Origin of the sequence: Xaviernesmea oryzae (genome assembly GCF_900109605.1) — a bacterium.
GTDB classification, from domain to species: domain Bacteria; phylum Pseudomonadota; class Alphaproteobacteria; order Rhizobiales; family Rhizobiaceae; genus Xaviernesmea; species Xaviernesmea oryzae.
On sequence record NZ_FOAM01000004.1, the window covers coordinates 34,481 to 52,730 of the forward strand.

The window sequence follows — 18,250 nt, forward strand, 5'->3', positions numbered from 1 at the left end:
CATTGATGGGCCGCTGCCAGAACCCAGGGAGCTTTCCATGGCCACGAACGGCATCAACACCGAAAACGATATCCACGCCCTGCGTGACGAAGTCGCCCGCCTGTCGAAGATCGTCTCAGCCCAAGGCGCGAAGGCTTATAGCGACACCCGCGCCAAAGCCGAGGAAGCGCTCGACGCTGCAGCGCCCGCCGCCCGCAATGCCGTGCGCCAAGTCAAGGCCGAGGGCCAGGCAATTGCCGAGGTTGCCCGCGAACACCCGGCGGCAACCGGGAGCGTGCTGGTGCTCACCGCCGCACTCGGCGTTCTCGTCGGCTATGTCATCGGCGCCGCCAGCCAGCCGCAGCCGAGCTACACCAAGTGGTGGCGTTAAGCGCAGTGTGAATGCTGAATCATAAAGCCAAGGCCCCTTCCGCCGAAGGGGCCTTTTGCACGTCAGAACCGCGCCAGCCGCTCGGTCAGAAGCTCGAAGAAGCCTTCGGCGTCGATCTCGCGCATGACATGCGCATTGTGCGGCCGGCCGGTCACCTGCCACCAGTCCACCACCGTCATGCCCACGGTCAGCGGCGAGAGCGTCTCGATCTCCACATTGCAGGCGCGGCCGCTAAAGAGTTCAGGCCTCAACAGATAAGCGATCACCGTCGGATCATGCAGCGGGCCGCCGTCGCTACCGTATTTCTCCACGTCGAAACGCTCGAAGAAATCCAGCCAGCCGGCCATCGCATCGCCCACCCGGGTTCCCATCGCGCGGAAACGATCGACCCGGCGCTTCAGCGTCAGAACGCGATGGGTGACGTCGAGCGGCATCATCACAATCGGGATGCCGGACTTGAAGACGATCTCGGCGGCATCGGGATCGACATAGATGTTGAATTCAGCTGCCGGCGTGATGTTGCCGCCCTCGAAGAAGCCGCCGCCCATCATCACCAGTTCCCGGATGCGCGGGGCGATGTCGGGCGCCTTCTCCAGCGCGGTGGCGATGTTGGTCAGGGCCCCCAGCGTGCACAACGTGATCTCGCCCGGCTCGGCGGCGCGCAGGGTCTCGATCAGGAAATCGACCGCATGAGCGGCCTCGACCGGCATGGTCGGCTCATCGACCTCGAAGCCATCAAGCCCGGTTTTGCCATGCACATGCTCGGCCGTGACCAGCTGCCGCTTCAACGGGCGGTCGCAGCCTGCATAGACCTTAACCTCGCGGCGGCCGGCGACTTCACAGACCACGCGGGCGTTCCGGGTCGTCAGCGATAGCGGCACATTGCCGGCGACGGTGGTAATGGCCACCACCTCGAGATCGGCAGGGCTTGAAAGCGCCAACAGAAGAGCGGCGGCATCGTCCTGCCCCGGATCGGTATCGATAATGATCTTGCGCGGTGCCACGGCCTCTTCCTTCTTCTCTTGATCGTCTCGTCAGCGGATCGAGACCTCTGCTTAGCGCAGCCGCCGGGAAAGGCAAAGGCGGCGCGACCGCCGCTGCCTGGGGACGAGTCGCCCGACAATCTTGCGGCCGAACCTGGCGATGCCCATATTTCATTTCGGTCGGATGCTTTTGACAAGGTCCGGCCGCCAGTCGCTTCCAGTGCCGGGGGACACGAGCGCACGCAGCCTTCTTCAGGGCGTGCTCTGGTGGCGCCGGCCAGCCAGCCGGGACATTGTGAGACCATGACGCGCCTGCCCCCTTTCACCAGCCCCTTCCTCGTCGGCTTCGATGCGATGGGACAGACGATCGAACGCGTCGCCAAAGGCAATGACGGCTATCCGCCCTACAATATCGAGCGCATTCGCGGCGAGGCTCCGAGCGGCGAGGCGGATCGCCTGCGCATCACGCTCGCCGTTGCCGGCTTTTCCGAGGAAGATCTGGAGGTTTCGACGGAGGAGAACCAGCTGGTCATCCGCGGGCGGCAAACCGAGATCGGCATCGAGCGCGACTATCTTCATCGCGGCATTGCGGCGCGGCAATTCCAGCGAATGTTCGTGCTGGCCGACGGGATGCAGGTGGTCAAGGCCGAGCTGCGGAACGGTCTTCTCTCGATCGATCTCATCCGGCCGGAACCGCAGCGTATGGTAAAGAAAATTAATATTTTGGTCCCAGACTAAGAATCCTGTGAGGCCGGGCCTCGCAGGTTTCGGTGGCTGATTCGGAAGACGGATCCGAGTGCTGCCGAAGCGAAACGAGGACTGAGGCACCGCGTGGCGTCATGCCGCGCGCCTGCCGAAGAACGGAGCATGGGACCCATGGGATTGAAACACGTCAGCAGCCGCCTGTCGAAGTCGGATCTTGCACATCTTGGCGCAGGCGAAGTCGGCTACATCCGCAAAATGCGTTCTGACGAAGTCTCCCGCTGCTTCCCCGAAGCGCCCAATATGGAACCCGGCCTTGATCTCTGGGCGCTATTCGGCGCCGACGGCACACCGATTCTCCTGACCGACAACCGCTCCTCGACCTTCTTCAAGGCGGCCGAAGACGATCTGAAGACCGTTACGCTGCACTGAACGCCAACGGCGGGTGGCGCCTCCGCGCCGCCCAAGCCTGCTTCCAGCCGCATTGAATCCTTGAGCGGCCTGGCCATCAAAACAGGCAGACCCTTCCGGCCAATGCCTCTTCCTGATCTGCTCGGAGCCTGCTCCAGTCCCTCGTTTCCGTTCCGCGTCCCCCGCAGGCCGGCCGAGCCGATCAGTCTGACAGCCTCGTGCGATTGATCCAGGCATGACGGTCCAACCGCGTGATGCCGAAATCGATTGCGGCATCAGCGACGACACCATCCAAACAAACGCACGTCGGCCTATGCCGGGCTCACCTTAAGTAGCCTTTCGCAGGTCTCGACCCGCTTGTCAGCGACGCTGAAAGGTCAGATAGGCCGAAGAGCGCCCCTCGCGGCGGGCCTTGGCTTCGTAGCGCGTGCTCGGCCAGTTCTCAAAGGGTGTCAGCCAGTCCGGCGCGGCCTTGGCCGTCCAGACGAAGTCGGCATGGTCGCGGCAGTGGAGAAGCGTCCAGTTGACATAGGTATCGATGTCGGAGGCAAAGCAGAAAAGCCCACCTGGCTTCAGCACCCGCGCGAAACGGTCGAGATTGACCTTGGAGACGAAGCGGCGCTTCCAATGCTTCCGCTTGGGCCAGGGATCGGGATAGAGCAGGTCGATCTGGTCGATGCTGGCAGCCGGCAGCCAGTCCAGCACCTGTGTCGCATCGTCATCGTAAAGACGAATATTGCGAGCGCCCGCCTCATCGATGTGACCAAGCAGCTTGGCCATGGAATTGACGAAGGGCTCGATGCCGATGAAGCCGGTCTCCGGTTCGCTGACTGCGCGATGGATCAGGTGCTCGCCACCGCCGAAGCCGATTTCCAGCCTCAGCCGGGAAACCGGCACCGGGAAAAGCATGGCGAGAGGGTCGGGTGCTGCCGTGCCGAGATCCAGTTTGAGCTCAGGCAGCCGCCCTTCGAGCTGAGCGGCCTGCTGCGGGCGCAGCGCCTTGCCCTTTCGCCGGCCGAAAAAGGCCTCGGTCGCCCTGGTGCCGCGCGGCTCTTCGCTCATCTGGTTTGTCCTTTCGAAGCGCGCCGCAGCCTTTCAAGGCGCGGCGCGGCCTCCTTTCGGTCATGCCGCCCCGCCCGTCAAGGGCCCGATCGCGGCAGGTGAAGGCTTAAGCAGCCTTCAGCGCATCCTTCAGCGGCTTCACCAGATCCAGCTTCTCCCAGGAGAAGGAGCCGTCACGGCCGGCCTTGCGGCCGAAGTGACCATAGGCCGAGGTCTTGGCATAGATCGGCTTGTTGAGGTTCAGATGACGGCGGATGCCGGAAGGCGAGAGATCGATGGTCTTGCGGATCGCGGCCTCGACCTCGTCCTCGGTCACGCGGCCAGTGCCATGCAGGTCGACATAAATCGACAGCGGCTGGGCAACGCCGATGGCATAGGACAGCTGGATGGTGCAGCGATCAGCCAGATTGGCGGCGACGACGTTCTTGGCGAGATAGCGGGCCACATAGGCGGCCGAGCGGTCGACCTTGGTCGTGTCCTTGCCCGAAAAGGCACCGCCGCCATGGGGCGCTGCGCCGCCATAGGTGTCGACGATGATCTTGCGGCCGGTCAGGCCCGCATCCCCGTCCGGGCCGCCGATGACGAACTTGCCCGTGGGGTTGATGTACCACTGGCAATCCTCGGCGATGTCGATGTCGTGGAGCGCCTCGCGAATATAGGGCTCGACAACCTCGCGCACCTTGGCGGAGTCCCAGCTCTCATCCAGATGCTGGGTGGAGAGCACGATCGAGGCGACAGCCGAGGGCTTGCCATCGAGGTAGCGCACGGTCACCTGGCTCTTGGCGTCGGGACCGAGAAGCGCGGCATCGCCCTCGCCCTTCTTGCGCGCCTCGGCGAGCAGCGCCAGGATGCGGTGGGAATAATAGATCGGCGCCGGCATCAGTTCGGCGGTTTCGCGGCAGGCATAGCCGAACATGATGCCCTGGTCGCCGGCCCCCTCGTCGCCCTGCCGGTCGGCCGCATTGTCGACGCCTTGGGCAATATCGGCGGATTGCGAATGCAGCAGCACGTCGATCTTCGCCGTCTTCCAATGGAAGCCGTCCTGCTCGTAGCCGATGTCACGGATGGCCTTGCGCGCGACGGACTTGAACTTGGCCGGGTTGATGACCTCGTTGCCGTTCTTGTCGGTCTTCATCAGGCTCTTGGGAAGGCGCACCTCGCCGGCGATCACGACGCGGTTGGTGGTGGCCAGCGTCTCGCAGGCGATGCGCACCGTCCAAGGATCGACGCCCGTGCGGGCCGCCTCACGATAGACCAGATCGACAATCTCGTCCGAAATTCGATCGCACACCTTGTCCGGATGGCCTTCAGCCACGGATTCGCTGGTGAACAGGTAATTTGCGCGCATGCGGGACGTCCCCTCAATGAAAAATCGCCTGACCGTTCCTAGTCCATCCAAAGGAGCGATACAAGGACATATATATATCTTTATATGCTGTTCGGAGAACGTTTTTCCGGGTCTGTGACGCATGCGCCATAGGAGATGGGGACGTGATGAAGGAGAGGTTAAAACATGCCGCGCAAAACCGGTCGTCGGTCGCGCGCGACATGCTCGCAGTGGTTCATTCGCTCTCGGTTTCAGCCGCAAGCGCCTTGACGAGATCGACCAGTTTGCGGCGGACCTTCGGGTCGGCGATCTTCACGAAGGCACGGTTGAGCTGCAGCCCTTCGGACGAGGACAGGAAGTCGACGACATAGTTGGAGCTCGAGGCTTCGGCCATGCCGGTGGCCGCGGCGACGCCGCTCTCCCCTGGGGCGTCCTCGAAAAAGAAGGCGACCGGTACGTTCAAAATGGCCGAGATATTCTGCAGCCGGCTGGCACCGACACGGTTGGTGCCCTTTTCGTATTTCTGGATCTGCTGGAACGTGATCCCCAGGCTTTCGCCCAGTTTCTCCTGGCTCATGCCCAGCATGGTCCGCCGGAGCCGAATCCGACTGCCGACATGAATGTCGATCGGATTGGGCTTCTTCTTGTTTTCAATCATTGTGGGTTCCTATCAACCGATGCGCTCTGCTCTCCCCTCCGGCCAACGAGTGAGATCCGGCGCAACACCAGCCGTCCGCAACTGGCGTGCCGGGCCGCTCACTCCCATAGAGGTAAGGTCCAATGGCGGCGGCCACTATGCAATCTCAGGGGTTTTGGGTCAATTCTCCCGAAAAACAAAACTCAGGCGCGAAAAAGCCGCAACCGCGAGCGAAATGACGAGAAAGATCAGACCGTTCCGCGCCTGGCCCGAAGGTGGCACGAGCGGTGCGGCGCGCGGCGGAAGCTCGGCGTCGAAAAAGCCGGCAACGCCGAGATTGAGGCCCTTTTCGACACGGCCGAAGGGATCGATCAGCGCCGAGATCCCGCTATTGGCCGCGCGCAGCATGGGCACGCCGGTTTCGACCGCGCGCAACCTGGCCTGGAGGAAGTGCTGATAGGGGCCGGGCGTGTCACCGAACCAGGCGTCATTCGTCAGGTTTAAAAGTGCGGAGGCAGAGAGGGCGCTGTCGCCGATTTCGGCCGGGAAAATCGCTTCGTAGCAAATCAGCGGGTAGAGCACGCGTCCACCGGGCAGGGTCATCGTCATCCGCGCGGCAGCGGGCGAAAAGCCGCCCGGCATTTCTGCTGCGATGGCATGAAGGCCAAGCGCCGAAATCAGACCCTCCAGAGGCAGATATTCGCCGAAGGGCACGAGATGGACCTTGTCCGCGCCGCCGATGATCTGGCCTTGGTGGTCGATCATGATCATGGAATTGTAGTAACGCGGGGGCAGCCCTGAGCCTGCATCTTCCGCGCGTACCGCGCCGGTGACGAGAACCTGGCCGTCCTGGAGCACCTCGGCGATGCGAGCCAGCGCGTCTGGATTCTCTGTAAGGATGAAGGGCACCGCCGTTTCGGGCCAGACGATCAAATCCGGCCGGCGCTGCCCCGGCGCGGGCAGGGCCGCTGTCAGGGCCAGATGGGTTTCGAAGACCTCGGCGCGAGCCGCGTCATCGAGCTTCTTCGCCTGGTCGATCACCGGCTGGACCACGCGCAGGGTCATGGGCGGATCGAGCGGCGCGGCGGCGGGTTGCGCCAGGCGCCAGGCGCCAAAGCCGAGATGAAGACAGAGAAGCGCGATTGCCACGCAGAGCCCTGGCAGGGCCCCCCGTCGGGTGCCCAGAAGCGCTGGTGCCGAGAAGACGAAGACGGCCGCGACGTTCATACCCATCAATCCGACGAGACTGACAGACTGCATGGCCATGGGCAGCGGCATAGCGGCGTAGCCGATGGCATTCCAGGGAAAGCCGGTGAGCAGGCTTGCCCGCGCCCATTCAGCGACACCGAAGGCGCCCGCCAGAGCTGCAATCCGCCCCCAGCCTTCCGACCACAGGAGCCGGGCCAGAACGACCGCCAGACCATAGTAAAACGCGAGAACCGCCGGGAGGCCGAAGATTGCGAGGGGAAGAGCCCAGGCAAAGGTGTCGGCCTCGACGAGCAGCGCATTGCCGAGCCACCAAAGCCCTCCAAGAAGATAGCCGAATCCGAAACACCATCCGGTCCACATGGCCGGCAGATACCGGCGCAACAGGCCGCGCGCAGGATCGGCAGGCACGCCGTCGATCAGCCAGACCAGAATCGGAAAACTGAGAAAAGGAGCGGCGAAGAGGGAAAAGGGCGGTAGGGCCAGCACGGCAAGAAGCCCGGCAGCCATGGCGAGCGCTGCGCGGCGCCAGCCCGAGAGCAGCATGACGCGCCCGGCAATCCAATCCATTCCTCACTCCCCCTGCGGCTTTCCGCCAACGCTGACACGTCCGAAGCCGATCGGCATGATACTGCCGCAAATGCGCCGGAGCACGCAGCGACAATGGAAATCGGCCGGATGCTCAAGGCTTCTTGGTTTTGTATCGGACGGCCGAACACCAGTTTCCACGCCTCTGGCCGATGCCTCCATCCGCCGGACATGGCTCTCCGCCTGCCGCTTACCGTTTTCTTTTACGATTGTCTTTATAATCGGCACCCTGTGCAAGACAGGTGTCGAGGCAGCGACCGGGATATGTCGACAAGGTCGCGCCAGCCTTACGCCCGACGGTCAGGGGGACGGGGCCGCGTGGAAGCGCGTTCTTAGGCAGGGGTACGGCACACGGGCGCGCACGGCCGTTTGCGGACCGGCACGCAACAACAGCAGGCGCCGCATCCGGCACCGCCTGCTGTGCACAAGGCTGTTTACTGGCCCGTTTCGCCAGCGGGGGCTGCCGTATCAGCGCCCTCGCCCGCACCATCGCGCGCCGGGCGGCGACGGGCTGCCGGTGCACGCTTGCGCACGATGCGCACGCGCTTGACCCGACGGGGATCGGCGTCGAGCACCTGGAACTCGAAGCCTGGGATGGCCTGGACCACTTCGCCGCGCGCGGGAATGCGGCCGAGCGTGTTGAACACCAGACCGCCGAGCGTATCCACATCCTCAAGCTGCTCGCGCACGTCAAAATCCGGGCCGATCGCCGCAGCAATTTCTTCGAGTTCGACGCGGGCATCGGCCACGAAGATATCGTCGGAGGTGCGGGCGAACATCACCTCTTCGGAGTCATGCTCGTCCTCGATATCGCCGACCACCAGTTCGACAATATCTTCCAGCGCGATCAGTCCGTCCGTGCCGCCATATTCATCGATCACCAGCGCCATCTGAATGCGCGCCGCCTGCATGCGCTGCATCAGATCGGAGGCATGCATGGACGGGGGAACGAACAGGACCTGGCGGATGATGCTGGCCTCTTCGACGGTCTTTGTCAGATCCACCCGGCCGAGATCGAAGCTCGGGCGCGGCTGGCGCGTCGTCTTTTCCGCCTTTTCGACGCCATCCGCATTGGCAGACGGCGTTCGCGTGGAGCCACGACGGCGGTTGCGTGCCTGCTTGGTGATGTAGCCGAGAAGATCGCGGATATGCACCATGCCGCGCGGATCGTCGAGGCTTTCATGATAGACCGGCATGCGTGAGCGACCGGACTCCTCGAACAGGATCAGAAGATCGCCGACCGAAATCGAAACATCGACCGCTTCGATCTCGGCGCGCGGGATCATCACATCCTCGACGCGCACTTCCTTGAAGCGGAGAATATTGTTGAGCATCGCCCGTTCAGCCGGCGAAAAGTCCGTATCCGTGCCGGCATCCGCCATCAAGGCATCGGCCAGATCCTCACGGAGATTGGGCGCAGCCGCGCCGCGCCATATACGCGCGGCCCTGCTCCAGAAGGAGGCTGCCGGCTTTTGCGCCTCATGGCGCGCCGGCTCATGCCGCGCATGGTCTGCCCTATAGGGTTCAGGCCTGGCACCGTCTTGAAGGGTGCCGGTCTCCGTACTGCCCGTTTCGTCCTGACTGGCGGGGTCCGCCTCGTCCGTCACAGCCGCGGCCGGCTCTGTTCGAAAATCGCTCATTGTTCCAGTTCGTCAGATGGGATCACTGTCCCCATAGGGATCAGATAGTCCAAGTCCGATCAAAATTCTACTCTCAAGCGCTTCCATCCGCTCCGCTTCCCGCGGATCGATGTGGTCGTAACCAAGCAGATGCAGGAATCCATGAACCAGCAGATGGCTCAGATGTTCCTCGAAAGGCGTGCCGAGATCGGCTGCCTCACGCGCAATGGTTTCCTGTGCCAGCACGATATCGCCCAGCATCGGCCCCGGCTCGTCGCCGGGCTCCACCGGAAAAGCGGGAAAAGACAGCACGTTGGTCGGCTTGTCCTGGCCCCGCCATTCCGCATTGATTGCACGCACGCTGTCGTCATCGGTGAAGACGAGCGAGAGTTCGGAGGGATTTTGCGGAAAGGGCTGCCCCTCCGCCACCTCCAGATAGGCCGCGGCGGCATCGATGACGCGCTCCGCCAGCATCTCCAGAGCTTCTTCCTCGGGCCATGCCTCCGACTCGCGGCTCAATTGAATGTCGAAGCGCGACATCAGCCGTTCCGGGGAGCCGGCGCCAGGCTTTGATCCGGCACGGCCGTTTGCGCTTCATAGGCGCGCACGATACGAGCAACCATCGGATGACGCACGACGTCGACATCCTTGAAGCGCACGACGGAGACGCCCTCGATCTCCTTGAGGATCTGCAGCGCCTCGACCAGGCCGGAGGTGACGCCACGCGGCAGGTCAACCTGGCTCGGATCGCCCGTCACGATCATCCGGCCATTTTCGCCGAGACGTGTGAGGAACATCTTCATCTGCATCGAGGTGGTGTTCTGTGCCTCGTCGAGGATCACGGCGGCATTGGCCAGCGTGCGCCCGCGCATGAAGGCGAGCGGCGCGATCTCGATCACGCCGGCGGTGATCGCCCGCTCGACCTTGTCGCCGGGCATCATGTCGTAGAGCGCATCATAGAGCGGTCGCAGATAGGGATCGACCTTCTCCTTCATATCGCCAGGCAGGAAGCCCAGGCGCTCGCCGGCTTCTACAGCCGGGCGCGAGAGAATGATCTTGTCCACCGCACCGCGCTCCAGAAGCTGGGCGGCATAGGCGACGGCTAGATAGGTCTTGCCGGTGCCGGCCGGACCGACGCCGAAAACGAGCTCCGAGCGCTCCAGCGCGCGGATGTAAGCATCCTGCGTCGGCGTGCGCGCGGCAATGGTCTTCTTGCGCGTGGAAATCTGGGCCAGATTGAGCTTCGCCTTCTTTTCCATGGTCGGAAGCTGCAGCTGGTCGTCGGCGGCGACCGCCATGCGAATGGCGCCCTCGACATCCGAAACCTCGATGCTCGCCCCGGTCTGCACGCGGCCATAGAGGTAATCGAGCGCGCGCCGGGCTTGATTGGTCGCCAAAACATCGCCCGAAATGGCCACGGAATTGCCGCGCGGCCGCGCCTCCACATGCAGGGTCTGCTCGATCAGCTTCAGGTTTTCATCGAACTGACCGAACAGCGCGCTGGCAAAGCGGTTGTTCTCGAAAGTGAGCACGAAGTGATTAACGTCGGTCGCAGAGGTCTTCGACTGGCGCGGCGAGGAGGAAACCAATTCGTGTCCGTTCAAGCAGCAAGGCTCCTTCGAGGCATTCGATCGGCGGGCGCGACTCCCTTGAGAGGATCCGCCCGGCCGCGTCAGTCTAACATGTCCGCGAAGAGACTGTTAGGGCCGGCGCCGGTGATTCGTACCCTGACAATGTCACCGATTTCCGCGCCCTTTGCATCAACATTCACCGATTGAAGCCAGGGCGAACGGCCGATCAACTGGCCGGGCATGCGCCCCGGCTTTTCCAGAAGCAGGTCGATCGTGCGGCCGATGCAGCCCTGCGCGAAGGCCTGCTGCTGCTGGAGAAGCAGCGCCTGCAGTCGTTCCAGCCGCTCTGCCTTCACCGCCTCGTCCACCTGGTCGGGCAGGTCGGCGCCTGGCGTGCCGGGGCGGGTCGAATATTTGAAGGAGAAGGCCTGGGCGTAGCCGACCGCGGTCACCAGATCGAGCGTCGCCTGGAAATCCTCTTCCGTTTCGCCAGGAAAGCCGACGATGAAATCGCCGGACAGAGCGAGATCGGCCCGTACGGAGCGAATACGCGCGACGAGCGCGACATAATCGGCCGCCTTATGGCGCCGATTCATCGCCTTCAAAATCCGGTCGGAGCCGGACTGGATCGGCAGATGCAGATAGGGCATCAGCGCCGGCAGGTCGCGATGGGCCGAGATCAGGCTGTCATCCATGTCGCGGGGATGGCTGGTGGTATAGCGAAGACGGGCGATGCCCGGCACCTCCGCCAGCCGGCGCAGGAGATCGCCGAGGCCCAGCTCCACGCCCGATTCGTCCAGGCCATGCCAGGCATTGACGTTCTGTCCAAGCAGCGTCAGCTCGCGCACCCCGGCCGCCGCCAGCCGCTCAGCCTCACTGACGATGCGCGCGAGCGGGCGAGACACTTCCGATCCGCGCGTATAGGGCACGACGCAGAAGGTGCAGAACTTGTCGCAGCCTTCCTGCACCGTGAGAAAGGCGGTGACGCCGCGCGCGCGGGTGACCGCCGGCCTCGGCGCCGGCAGATGGTCGAACTTGTCCTCAAGCGCATAGTCGGTCTGCAGCACCCTTTCGCCCTGCTTCACGCGGGCGAGAGCCTCGGGCAGGCGATGATAGGTCTGCGGGCCGATGACGAGGTCGACGGCGGGCGCGCGGCGCAGGATCTCGCCACCCTCGGCCTGGGCGACGCAGCCAGCCACGCCGATCGTCATCACCTTGCCCTCGGCTGCCTTCTTCTTCTTCAGGTCGCGCAACCGCCCGAGCGCGGAATAGACCTTCTCCGCCGCCTTTTCGCGAATATGACAGGTGTTAAGCAGGACGAGATCGGCCTCGGCCTCGCTGTCGACGGGCTCGTAGCCATCGCGCGCCAGCGCATCCTGCATGCGCTCGCTGTCATAGACGTTCATCTGGCAGCCATAGGTCTTGAGAAAGACCTTGCGCGGCGCCGGCGCGTCAAGACGTGACGATGCGAGCGGCTCGGACCCCGAAAGCAGGGCGCTCTCCGCAGACTGAACGGAGGCCGGTTCGTCGGCCAGGAAAATGGTGGTCTCGGTCATGAGCGGGCTCATAGCGCAAAAATGCCGGGAAATGAAGGCAGGGACGCAAGAGCTTTGCTTGCAGGGCCAGCGCCGGCCACCCTATCTGCCGCGCAGGCGCGCCGTCAGCATGGCGCGGATGGCGCCTTCCACCATGCGGCTCGTGGTCTTGCGGTTGCTCGTGGCGTCATAGGCGATGGCCGGCGCGATATCGACCTCGACATCGATCGCCCCTTCCTTCAGCACGCCGAGCAGATGCGGCAGAAGCGCGACGTCTCCGGGCCAAGCAGCGACCGGCCGGTGATAGCGGCCCATGGGCATGCCATGCAGCCGGGTATAGGCGATGGAGACCGGCTGGATATGCACCACGCCAGTGGGCGATTGCGGAAGCGCGGCGGTCGCAGCACCGAAGAGTGCGCTCTTGACCTCCAGCAGCCGGTTGCCATCCGAGGTCGTGCCTTCGGGAAAGAGTACGACGATCTCGCCCGCCGCCATGCGCTGGCCGATCTCGCTTGCCTGGTCGCCGGCGCGCCGCTTTTCCTCGCGGGCAACGAAAATCGAGCTTTGCAACCGTGCAAGCAGGCCGAATACCGGCCAATCCCGCACCTCCGCCTTGGCGACAAAGACCACATCGGCCAGACTACCGAGAACAAGGATGTCCTTCCAGCTGACATGATTGGAAACGAGAAGCAGCGGGCGGCGGGCCTCGATCATGCCATGGGCATGAACGCGCAGGCCGAGAAGCCGGCAGGCCAGCCGATGCCAAAGCCGCGGCAGGCGGCGGCGCGCCGGCCAATCCCGCCAGAGAAAGACCAGCTGCGCCGGCAGGAGCAGCGCCGTGACCAAGACGAGCAAAAGGACGACGATTGCGATACGCAGCCGATTGATCACGCTATCGCCTCGCCTCAGAGCCCGCCCAGTCCAGGTAAAAAGAGGCCTGCGACCGAAGGTTTCGCGACAGCACGACGAGCACGTCACCTGATCCCGCTTCCGCTGTCATGTTCTAGAAATCCAGCCGCATGACCAGAGCGCCCGTCCGCGTGCCATCGGCGCCCTTGTAATAGGCCTTGCGGGTCGCAACCGTCTGGAAATTGAGCCGGCGATAGAGCCCGACGGCGGGATGATTGGTCTCGTCGACCTCCAGAAACATGCTTTCCGCCCCACGACGCTTGGCTTCGCTCAAGGCTGCCAGCATCAGCCGCCAGCCAAGCCCGAGCCGCGCGAAGCGGGAATCGACGGCAATGGTCAGGATCTCGCCTTCCCCACCAGCCACCCGCGCCAGGACGAAACCGCCCAGCGCGGCACGCCCGAGCAATGGATTGGTCTGGCGGGCGATGAAGCCGAAAACCGTGTCCTGCCGCATCAGCGCGTGGATCTCGTCCTCGCTCCAGGGATGTGCAAAGCGCCCTTGATGGCACGAGGCCACATCGGCAAGCTCCGAAGCCGTCAGGCGCAGAATGTCGAAGTCAGGCCGGCGCAGCCACTGATCGATCAGGGTCATGGCGTCTGCCCCTCGCCATCTCCCGTCTCGCCGCCCTGTGCCCGGCTGTCCTGGGCTCGGGCAACGGCAAAGCCTTCCTGCGGCTTGGCATCGGGGCCCCGCAGATAGAGCGGACGGGCGGGTGCCTCCTGGGGATCGGCAAGCGCGCCAAGCTGGACGAGTGCGGCGATATCCACCGGATCGGGCGTTATCCTGCCGCTGACGGCATCGGGCAGGCCGGCCAGAAGCGCGGCGCCGGACCCAATAATTGCACCTCGGTAGCCGGCAAAATGTTCACGCGCCTTCGGCAGCGGCCATAGCTCCGGCCGGCTTGATGGCGTGCCGTCGGCAGCAAAGCTCTGGCAGAACAGGTCCTCGCGCCGGCCGTCTATCACAGCCAGCACCTCCTGCGAACCGGAGTTGGCCCGAGCGGAAAAAGCGAGCGTTGACAGGGTGGAAATGCCGACCACCGGCCGGTCGAGCGCCAGGCCAAAGCCGCGCGCGGCGGCCACGCCGACGCGAATGCCGGTGAAGGAACCGGGTCCGACGGCGACGGCGATGCGATCGACCGCATCGAGCTCACGTCCGGCACTGTCCAGCGCCATGTCGATGAAGCCGAGGAGATGCTCGGCATGGCCCTTGCCGATCTCTTCGCCTGCAACCGCAAGCAAGCGGCCGGCCGTGGCGTCAAAAAGCGCGGCGCGGCACGCCGCGCCCGCCGTATCCAAAGCAAGAACGATCATGGGAGTCTATTGCCCCGCCGAAGCCGGTTTTGGCAATGGCTGTTTTCGCTCTTCCTTGCGCATGACCCGCCGCGGACGGAGGGAAAGCCTGTGCGCGATCAGACGGCCTCGACGGCCTGCACTTCGGGAATGAAATGATGCAGCAGATTCTGCACGCCATGCTTCAAAGTCGCGGTCGAGGAGGGGCAACCGGAGCAGGCACCCTTCATATTGAGGAACACCGTGCCATCCCGGAAGCCCTTGAAGGTGATGTCGCCACCATCCTGCGCAACAGCCGGACGCACCCGGGTTTCCAGAAGCTCCTTGATCGTGGCGACGATGGTCTCGTCGCCGCTATCGAAGAACTCGCCTTCCGCATCCGTCGCCTCGGCGCGCGGGCCGGCCATAACCGGCTGGCCGGACATGAAATGCTCCATGATCGAACCGAGAATCGCCGGCTTCAGATGCTGCCAATCCTGGCCATCCTTGGTCACGGTGATGAAGTCATAGCCGAAATAGACGCCGGTAATGCCCGGCACACGGAAGAGACGGGCAGCCAGCGGCGAACCGGCATTGGCCTCGTCCTCGTCGCGAAACTCGGCCGTGCCGGTTTCCATGACGACCCGGCCAGGCAAAAACTTCAGCGTCGCGGGATTGGGGGTGGATTCGGTCTGGATGAACATCGCTGGATCGTGCTCCGGTCGCGGACGTGAGAAGAGGCTCCAAGGCCCCGCCGCGGGTTTAGAAAATTTCTAAACTGGATATACGCCTCTCGGCCCATGGCTTCAAGATGGCTTTTGCAGTCAAGTTTTCTCTTATGCGGCAGGGCGGCGTCAAGCCTGTTGAAGGTCTTCGCCGATGAGATTAGCATGGCGGCATGGTCACCGTTTTGCGCGCGCATGGCATGCGGTTCGTCATCTATACGGCAGATCACGAACCACCGCACGTTCATGTCTTTGGGCAGGGCGAAGCGCGGATCGATCTCGTGAAGCTGACCGTTATGACGCAGGGTGCGCTGTCGGATCGCGATGTGCGCCGGGCGGTTGACATCATCGAAGACAATAGGGACCTGTTTCTCTCTGTCTGGAGACACTATCATGGCTAATGTCAGCGACATAGAGCTCGATGCGGCCAAGTCCCGCTGGCTCCGCGAGCGGGCAGAACGCCCTATTCCCGTGTCGGTTCGTTTCGATCCGATCTCTGAACGCATCCTCGTGGATTTCTCCAATGGCGCGGCGTTCCTGTTTCCGGCGCGCGCCGTGGAGTTTTTGCAGGATGCCACGCCAGAGCAACTGGCCGAGGTTGAATTGCTCGGTGAAACGGGCCTGCATTGGGAAAGCCTCGATGTAGATTACAGCATCGAGGGGCTGATGAATGGGATCTTCGGCTCGCGCGCTTTCATGCAGCAGCGAAACAAGACTGAACCAAACACTAACGAGCCTGCACAAAGCCGCACAAGGGCGCGCTAACAGATCAGCGCCCCTTCTCTGACGTCACGTCAGCGCGTCGATCTCGGCATCGGTCAGCGCATCGGGAATGACGGTGACCGGGATCGGGAAAGCGGCGGCTTTGCCGGCGATGGAGGCGACCAGCGGGCCCGGGCCGTCCTTGGCCGAGCCGGCGGCCAGCACGAGAATGGCGATATCGCGGTCCTCGTCGATGAGCTTGTTGATCTGCTCGGTGGCAAGGCCCTCGCGGATCACCATTTCCGGCTCGATGCCGATGGTCTCGCGCACGCTCTGGGCGATCTTGGCAAGCGTTGCCTCGGCCTCGGCGCGGGCTTCGGCCCGCATGATGCCTTCCACCCCAAGCCATTGCTGGAAATCGCCATCTGGGATGACGTAAAGCAGCACCAGTGCGCCGCCGGAATGCTTGGCGCGCCGTCCGGCATAATGAACCGCCCGGCTGCATTCGGGCGTCTCGTCGATGACCGCCAGGAATTTCCGGCGGTGGCCTTCGGTGCTGGAGAGTCGTGTCGAAACCATGGCTGGACTGTGGCAAAGCCGGCGGCAGCCCGCAAGGGCTGATTTCCGCCGGTTCACCGATTCTGCAGCGCCGCTCGGAGGCCTGGAGCCGGCAACGGCCGGCCGCAGGAACCCATCAACGCAGGAAGCCGACGACCTCGCGCACCATCGCCATGGTCTGCGCGGCGCGCGCGCGCGCCCGCTCGCCACCATCCTTGAGAATGGCGTCGATATGGCTGGTGTCCTGCATCAGCCGGCGCATCTCCTCGGTTACGGGCGAAAGCACGGAGACGGCGAGATCGACCAAAGCCGGCTTGAACACCGAGAACTGCTGCCCGCCAAATTCGGCAAGGACATCGGCCTTGGTCCTGTCAGCCAGCGCCGCGAAGATGCCGACGAGATTGTCGGCTTCCGGCCGGCCGGCAAGGCCTGCCAGTTCGCTCGGCAAGCCATCCGGATCGGTCTTGGCCTTGCGGATCTTCTTCGAGATGGTTTCGGCATCGTCAAGCAGATTGACGCGGGAGAGGTCCGACGGATCGGACTTCGACATTTTCTTGGTGCCGTCCCGCAGCGACATGACGCGCGGCGCAGGCCCATCAATCAACGGCTCGACCATGGGGAAAAGCGCGTGGACGGGCTCATCGCCAACGGTAATATCGACGCCGTGGCCGGAGGCGCGGATCTTATCGGCGAAGTCCAGATTGAACTTCATCGCGATATCGCGGGCAAGCTCCAGATGCTGCTTCTGGTCATCGCCGACGGGGACATGGGTGCCGCGATAAACGAGGATATCGGCGGCCATCAGGCTGGGATAGGCATAGAGCCCGAGGGAGGCCTGCTCGCGATCCTTGCCGGCCTTGTCCTTGAACTGCGTCATGCGGTTCATCCAGCCGATGCGCGCCACGCAATTGAAAATCCAGGCAAGCTCAGCATGCTCCGGCACGGTCGATTGATTGAAGACGATATGCTTCTTTGCATCGATCCCGGCGGCGATGAAGGCCGCGGCGATCGAGCGTGTCTGGCCGATCAGGTCGTCATGAACGAGTTGCGCCGTGATCGCATGCATATCGACCACGCAATACATGCAGTCATTGTTGTCCTGCAGCGCCACGAACTTGCGGATCGCGCCGAGATAATTGCCGAGATGCAGATTGCCGGTCGGCTGGACGCCGGAAAAGACGCGCGGCTGGAACTGGGACATGATGAAGACCTCGATCGGCTGTTGAGGCTGGCCAGGCTCCATGGCGCCAGACGCTTCCTCGCATTCTTGTTGTTGTGCCCTTGTCGCCCTTGCTTCCAGCCGCAAGGCCTTGCGGCGTAGCGATCTCGGCATGCGGCAGCGACGCCGGCTCCAGCGCGGCTTGTGACAAGCGCCTACTCGCTGGCGCTTATGCAACAGGGCCGTGGGGTGGATCAAGCAGAGATTGGGCCGCGCGATTCGCCTTGCGGGATGAAAGCAGATAGAGTGCCGTGACGGATATTGAGAACGCAGCCATGTCACCACAGAGATCCATTACGATTACCCTGAGCGACGAACTCGACATGTTCCTTGATGAGGAGGTCAGACGTGGGGTCTCGAGAAGTCGAACAGAATATCTGCAGGACCTGCTGCAAGAGCGTTATCTTGGGAGTCTCGGCGAGACCGAACGAAAAGAGCTAAAGCGGGCAATCCGTCAAGGGCTTGACGATGCGGAAGCTGGTCGCCTCATTCCTCTCGATGAGGCTTTTGCGCGATTGAAAGCCCATCTTTCGCTGCCGTCGAGCAAGCAACAGTGAAAGTTGCATTGTCCGAGCAGGCTTGGGGAGATCTCCTCGAGATCGGGCAGCATATTGCCGCACACAATTCTAGCCGTGCATCGAGCTTCATTGATGAACTCTACGAGGCCTGTCTTGGGCTAGCGAGCTTGCCCTATGCTTTTCCAGTACATCCTGACTATACAGAGGAAGGCATTCGCCGACGTATTTTCAGGCGATACGTTATTTTCTATCGCGTCCAAGCTGAGAAAATCGAAATCCTTCATATCCTACATGGCGCACGGGATCATAAAGAGCATCTGACCTAGTCCCATTCAT

At 63.2% G+C, this 18,250-nt stretch carries 22 protein-coding genes; 7 read left to right on the forward strand and 15 right to left on the reverse strand.

Going from position 1 to position 18,250, the window contains the following annotated elements:
• The first annotated feature begins 37 nt into the window (after positions 1 to 37).
• Positions 38 to 370 (forward strand): hypothetical protein, encoded by a 333-nt coding sequence (locus BMX61_RS05615; protein ID WP_075628680.1) that lies wholly within the window; start codon positions 38 to 40, stop codon positions 368 to 370.
• Positions 371 to 432: 62 nt separating this feature from the next.
• Here the strand turns inward: BMX61_RS05615 and BMX61_RS05620 are convergent, their stop codons facing one another.
• On the reverse strand, positions 433 to 1,374 hold the full coding sequence (locus BMX61_RS05620) for a nucleoside hydrolase (protein WP_075628599.1): 942 nt from the start codon (positions 1,372 to 1,374) through the stop codon (positions 433 to 435).
• A 282-nt stretch (positions 1,375 to 1,656) separates the two neighbouring features.
• On the opposite strand from BMX61_RS05620, the gene BMX61_RS05625 reads away from it, so the two are divergent.
• Positions 1,657 to 2,091, forward strand: a complete 435-nt coding sequence (locus tag BMX61_RS05625; RefSeq protein ID WP_075628598.1) for an Hsp20 family protein — start codon at positions 1,657 to 1,659, stop codon at positions 2,089 to 2,091.
• Positions 2,092 to 2,229: 138 nt separating this feature from the next.
• Positions 2,230 to 2,487 carry a BQ00720 family protein gene (locus BMX61_RS05630; RefSeq protein ID WP_075628597.1) on the forward strand — a complete coding sequence of 86 codons (258 nt, stop codon included), beginning with the start codon at positions 2,230 to 2,232 and terminating at the stop codon, positions 2,485 to 2,487.
• A 339-nt stretch (positions 2,488 to 2,826) separates the two neighbouring features.
• Here BMX61_RS05630 and trmB read toward each other — a convergent pair whose 3' ends face one another.
• From trmB to BMX61_RS05690, 12 genes are all read right to left on the reverse strand, one after another.
• Positions 2,827 to 3,528: a tRNA (guanine(46)-N(7))-methyltransferase TrmB gene (gene trmB / locus BMX61_RS05635; protein WP_075628596.1), complete on the reverse strand. Its 702-nt coding sequence runs from the start codon at positions 3,526 to 3,528 to the stop codon at positions 2,827 to 2,829.
• 106 nt (positions 3,529 to 3,634) lie between these two features.
• Positions 3,635 to 4,876 (reverse strand): methionine adenosyltransferase, encoded by a 1,242-nt coding sequence (gene metK, locus BMX61_RS05640; protein ID WP_075628595.1) that lies wholly within the window; start codon positions 4,874 to 4,876, stop codon positions 3,635 to 3,637.
• Between the two features lie 214 nt (positions 4,877 to 5,090).
• Positions 5,091 to 5,513 (reverse strand): helix-turn-helix domain-containing protein, encoded by a 423-nt coding sequence (locus BMX61_RS05645; RefSeq protein WP_075628594.1) that lies wholly within the window; start codon positions 5,511 to 5,513, stop codon positions 5,091 to 5,093.
• A 159-nt stretch (positions 5,514 to 5,672) separates the two neighbouring features.
• Positions 5,673 to 7,268 carry an apolipoprotein N-acyltransferase gene (gene lnt / locus BMX61_RS05650; RefSeq protein WP_075628593.1) on the reverse strand — a complete coding sequence of 532 codons (1,596 nt, stop codon included), beginning with the start codon at positions 7,266 to 7,268 and terminating at the stop codon, positions 5,673 to 5,675.
• A 452-nt stretch (positions 7,269 to 7,720) separates the two neighbouring features.
• Positions 7,721 to 8,926 (reverse strand): hemolysin family protein, encoded by a 1,206-nt coding sequence (locus BMX61_RS05655; RefSeq protein ID WP_075628592.1) that lies wholly within the window; start codon positions 8,924 to 8,926, stop codon positions 7,721 to 7,723.
• A 12-nt stretch (positions 8,927 to 8,938) separates the two neighbouring features.
• Positions 8,939 to 9,445 carry an rRNA maturation RNase YbeY gene (gene ybeY, locus BMX61_RS05660; RefSeq protein ID WP_075628591.1) on the reverse strand — a complete coding sequence of 169 codons (507 nt, stop codon included), beginning with the start codon at positions 9,443 to 9,445 and terminating at the stop codon, positions 8,939 to 8,941.
• Positions 9,445 to 10,509: a PhoH family protein gene (locus BMX61_RS05665; RefSeq protein WP_075628590.1), complete on the reverse strand. Its 1,065-nt coding sequence runs from the start codon at positions 10,507 to 10,509 to the stop codon at positions 9,445 to 9,447. The genes ybeY and BMX61_RS05665 overlap by 1 nt, the downstream gene beginning before the upstream one ends.
• Positions 10,510 to 10,577: 68 nt before the next feature.
• Positions 10,578 to 12,032 (reverse strand): tRNA (N6-isopentenyl adenosine(37)-C2)-methylthiotransferase MiaB, encoded by a 1,455-nt coding sequence (miaB, locus tag BMX61_RS05670; protein WP_075628679.1) that lies wholly within the window; start codon positions 12,030 to 12,032, stop codon positions 10,578 to 10,580.
• Between the two features lie 81 nt (positions 12,033 to 12,113).
• Positions 12,114 to 12,902 carry a lyso-ornithine lipid O-acyltransferase gene (locus BMX61_RS05675; RefSeq protein ID WP_075628589.1) on the reverse strand — a complete coding sequence of 263 codons (789 nt, stop codon included), beginning with the start codon at positions 12,900 to 12,902 and terminating at the stop codon, positions 12,114 to 12,116.
• A gap of 112 nt (positions 12,903 to 13,014) precedes the next feature.
• Positions 13,015 to 13,512, reverse strand: coding sequence for a GNAT family N-acetyltransferase (locus tag BMX61_RS05680; protein WP_092742370.1), 498 nt, complete (start codon positions 13,510 to 13,512; stop codon positions 13,015 to 13,017).
• Complete coding sequence (tsaB, locus tag BMX61_RS05685) at positions 13,509 to 14,234, reverse strand: tRNA (adenosine(37)-N6)-threonylcarbamoyltransferase complex dimerization subunit type 1 TsaB (RefSeq protein ID WP_075628588.1); 726 nt, start codon at positions 14,232 to 14,234, stop codon at positions 13,509 to 13,511. The genes BMX61_RS05680 and tsaB overlap by 4 nt, the downstream gene beginning before the upstream one ends.
• 98 nt (positions 14,235 to 14,332) lie before the next feature.
• Positions 14,333 to 14,896 (reverse strand): NifU family protein, encoded by a 564-nt coding sequence (locus BMX61_RS05690; RefSeq protein ID WP_075628587.1) that lies wholly within the window; start codon positions 14,894 to 14,896, stop codon positions 14,333 to 14,335.
• 194 nt (positions 14,897 to 15,090) lie between these two features.
• Between BMX61_RS05690 and BMX61_RS05695 the strand changes: the two genes are divergently transcribed.
• Together BMX61_RS05695 and BMX61_RS05700 are read left to right on the forward strand one after the other, a co-directional pair.
• On the forward strand, positions 15,091 to 15,318 hold the full coding sequence (locus tag BMX61_RS05695; protein WP_075628586.1) for a DUF4160 domain-containing protein: 228 nt from the start codon (positions 15,091 to 15,093) through the stop codon (positions 15,316 to 15,318).
• Positions 15,311 to 15,682, forward strand: a complete 372-nt coding sequence (locus BMX61_RS05700) for a DUF2442 domain-containing protein (protein ID WP_075628585.1) — start codon at positions 15,311 to 15,313, stop codon at positions 15,680 to 15,682. Before BMX61_RS05695 ends, BMX61_RS05700 begins: the two co-directional genes overlap by 8 nt.
• Positions 15,683 to 15,706: 24 nt before the next feature.
• On the opposite strand, the gene BMX61_RS05705 is transcribed toward BMX61_RS05700, so the two are convergent.
• Both BMX61_RS05705 and trpS read right to left on the reverse strand, forming a co-directional pair.
• A complete protein-coding gene (locus tag BMX61_RS05705) occupies positions 15,707 to 16,198 on the reverse strand; it encodes a universal stress protein (RefSeq protein WP_075628584.1) in 492 nt (163 codons plus the stop codon).
• Between the two features lie 115 nt (positions 16,199 to 16,313).
• Positions 16,314 to 17,378 carry a tryptophan--tRNA ligase gene (gene trpS, locus BMX61_RS05710; protein ID WP_075628677.1) on the reverse strand — a complete coding sequence of 355 codons (1,065 nt, stop codon included), beginning with the start codon at positions 17,376 to 17,378 and terminating at the stop codon, positions 16,314 to 16,316.
• Positions 17,379 to 17,647: 269 nt separating this feature from the next.
• Here trpS and BMX61_RS05715 point away from each other — a divergent pair, with 269 nt between their 5' ends.
• On the forward strand, positions 17,648 to 17,953 hold the full coding sequence (locus BMX61_RS05715; protein WP_083639524.1) for a ribbon-helix-helix domain-containing protein: 306 nt from the start codon (positions 17,648 to 17,650) through the stop codon (positions 17,951 to 17,953).
• Positions 17,950 to 18,240, forward strand: a complete 291-nt coding sequence (locus tag BMX61_RS05720; RefSeq protein WP_075628583.1) for a type II toxin-antitoxin system RelE/ParE family toxin — start codon at positions 17,950 to 17,952, stop codon at positions 18,238 to 18,240. Before BMX61_RS05715 ends, BMX61_RS05720 begins: the two co-directional genes overlap by 4 nt.
• Positions 18,241 to 18,250 lie beyond the last annotated feature (10 nt).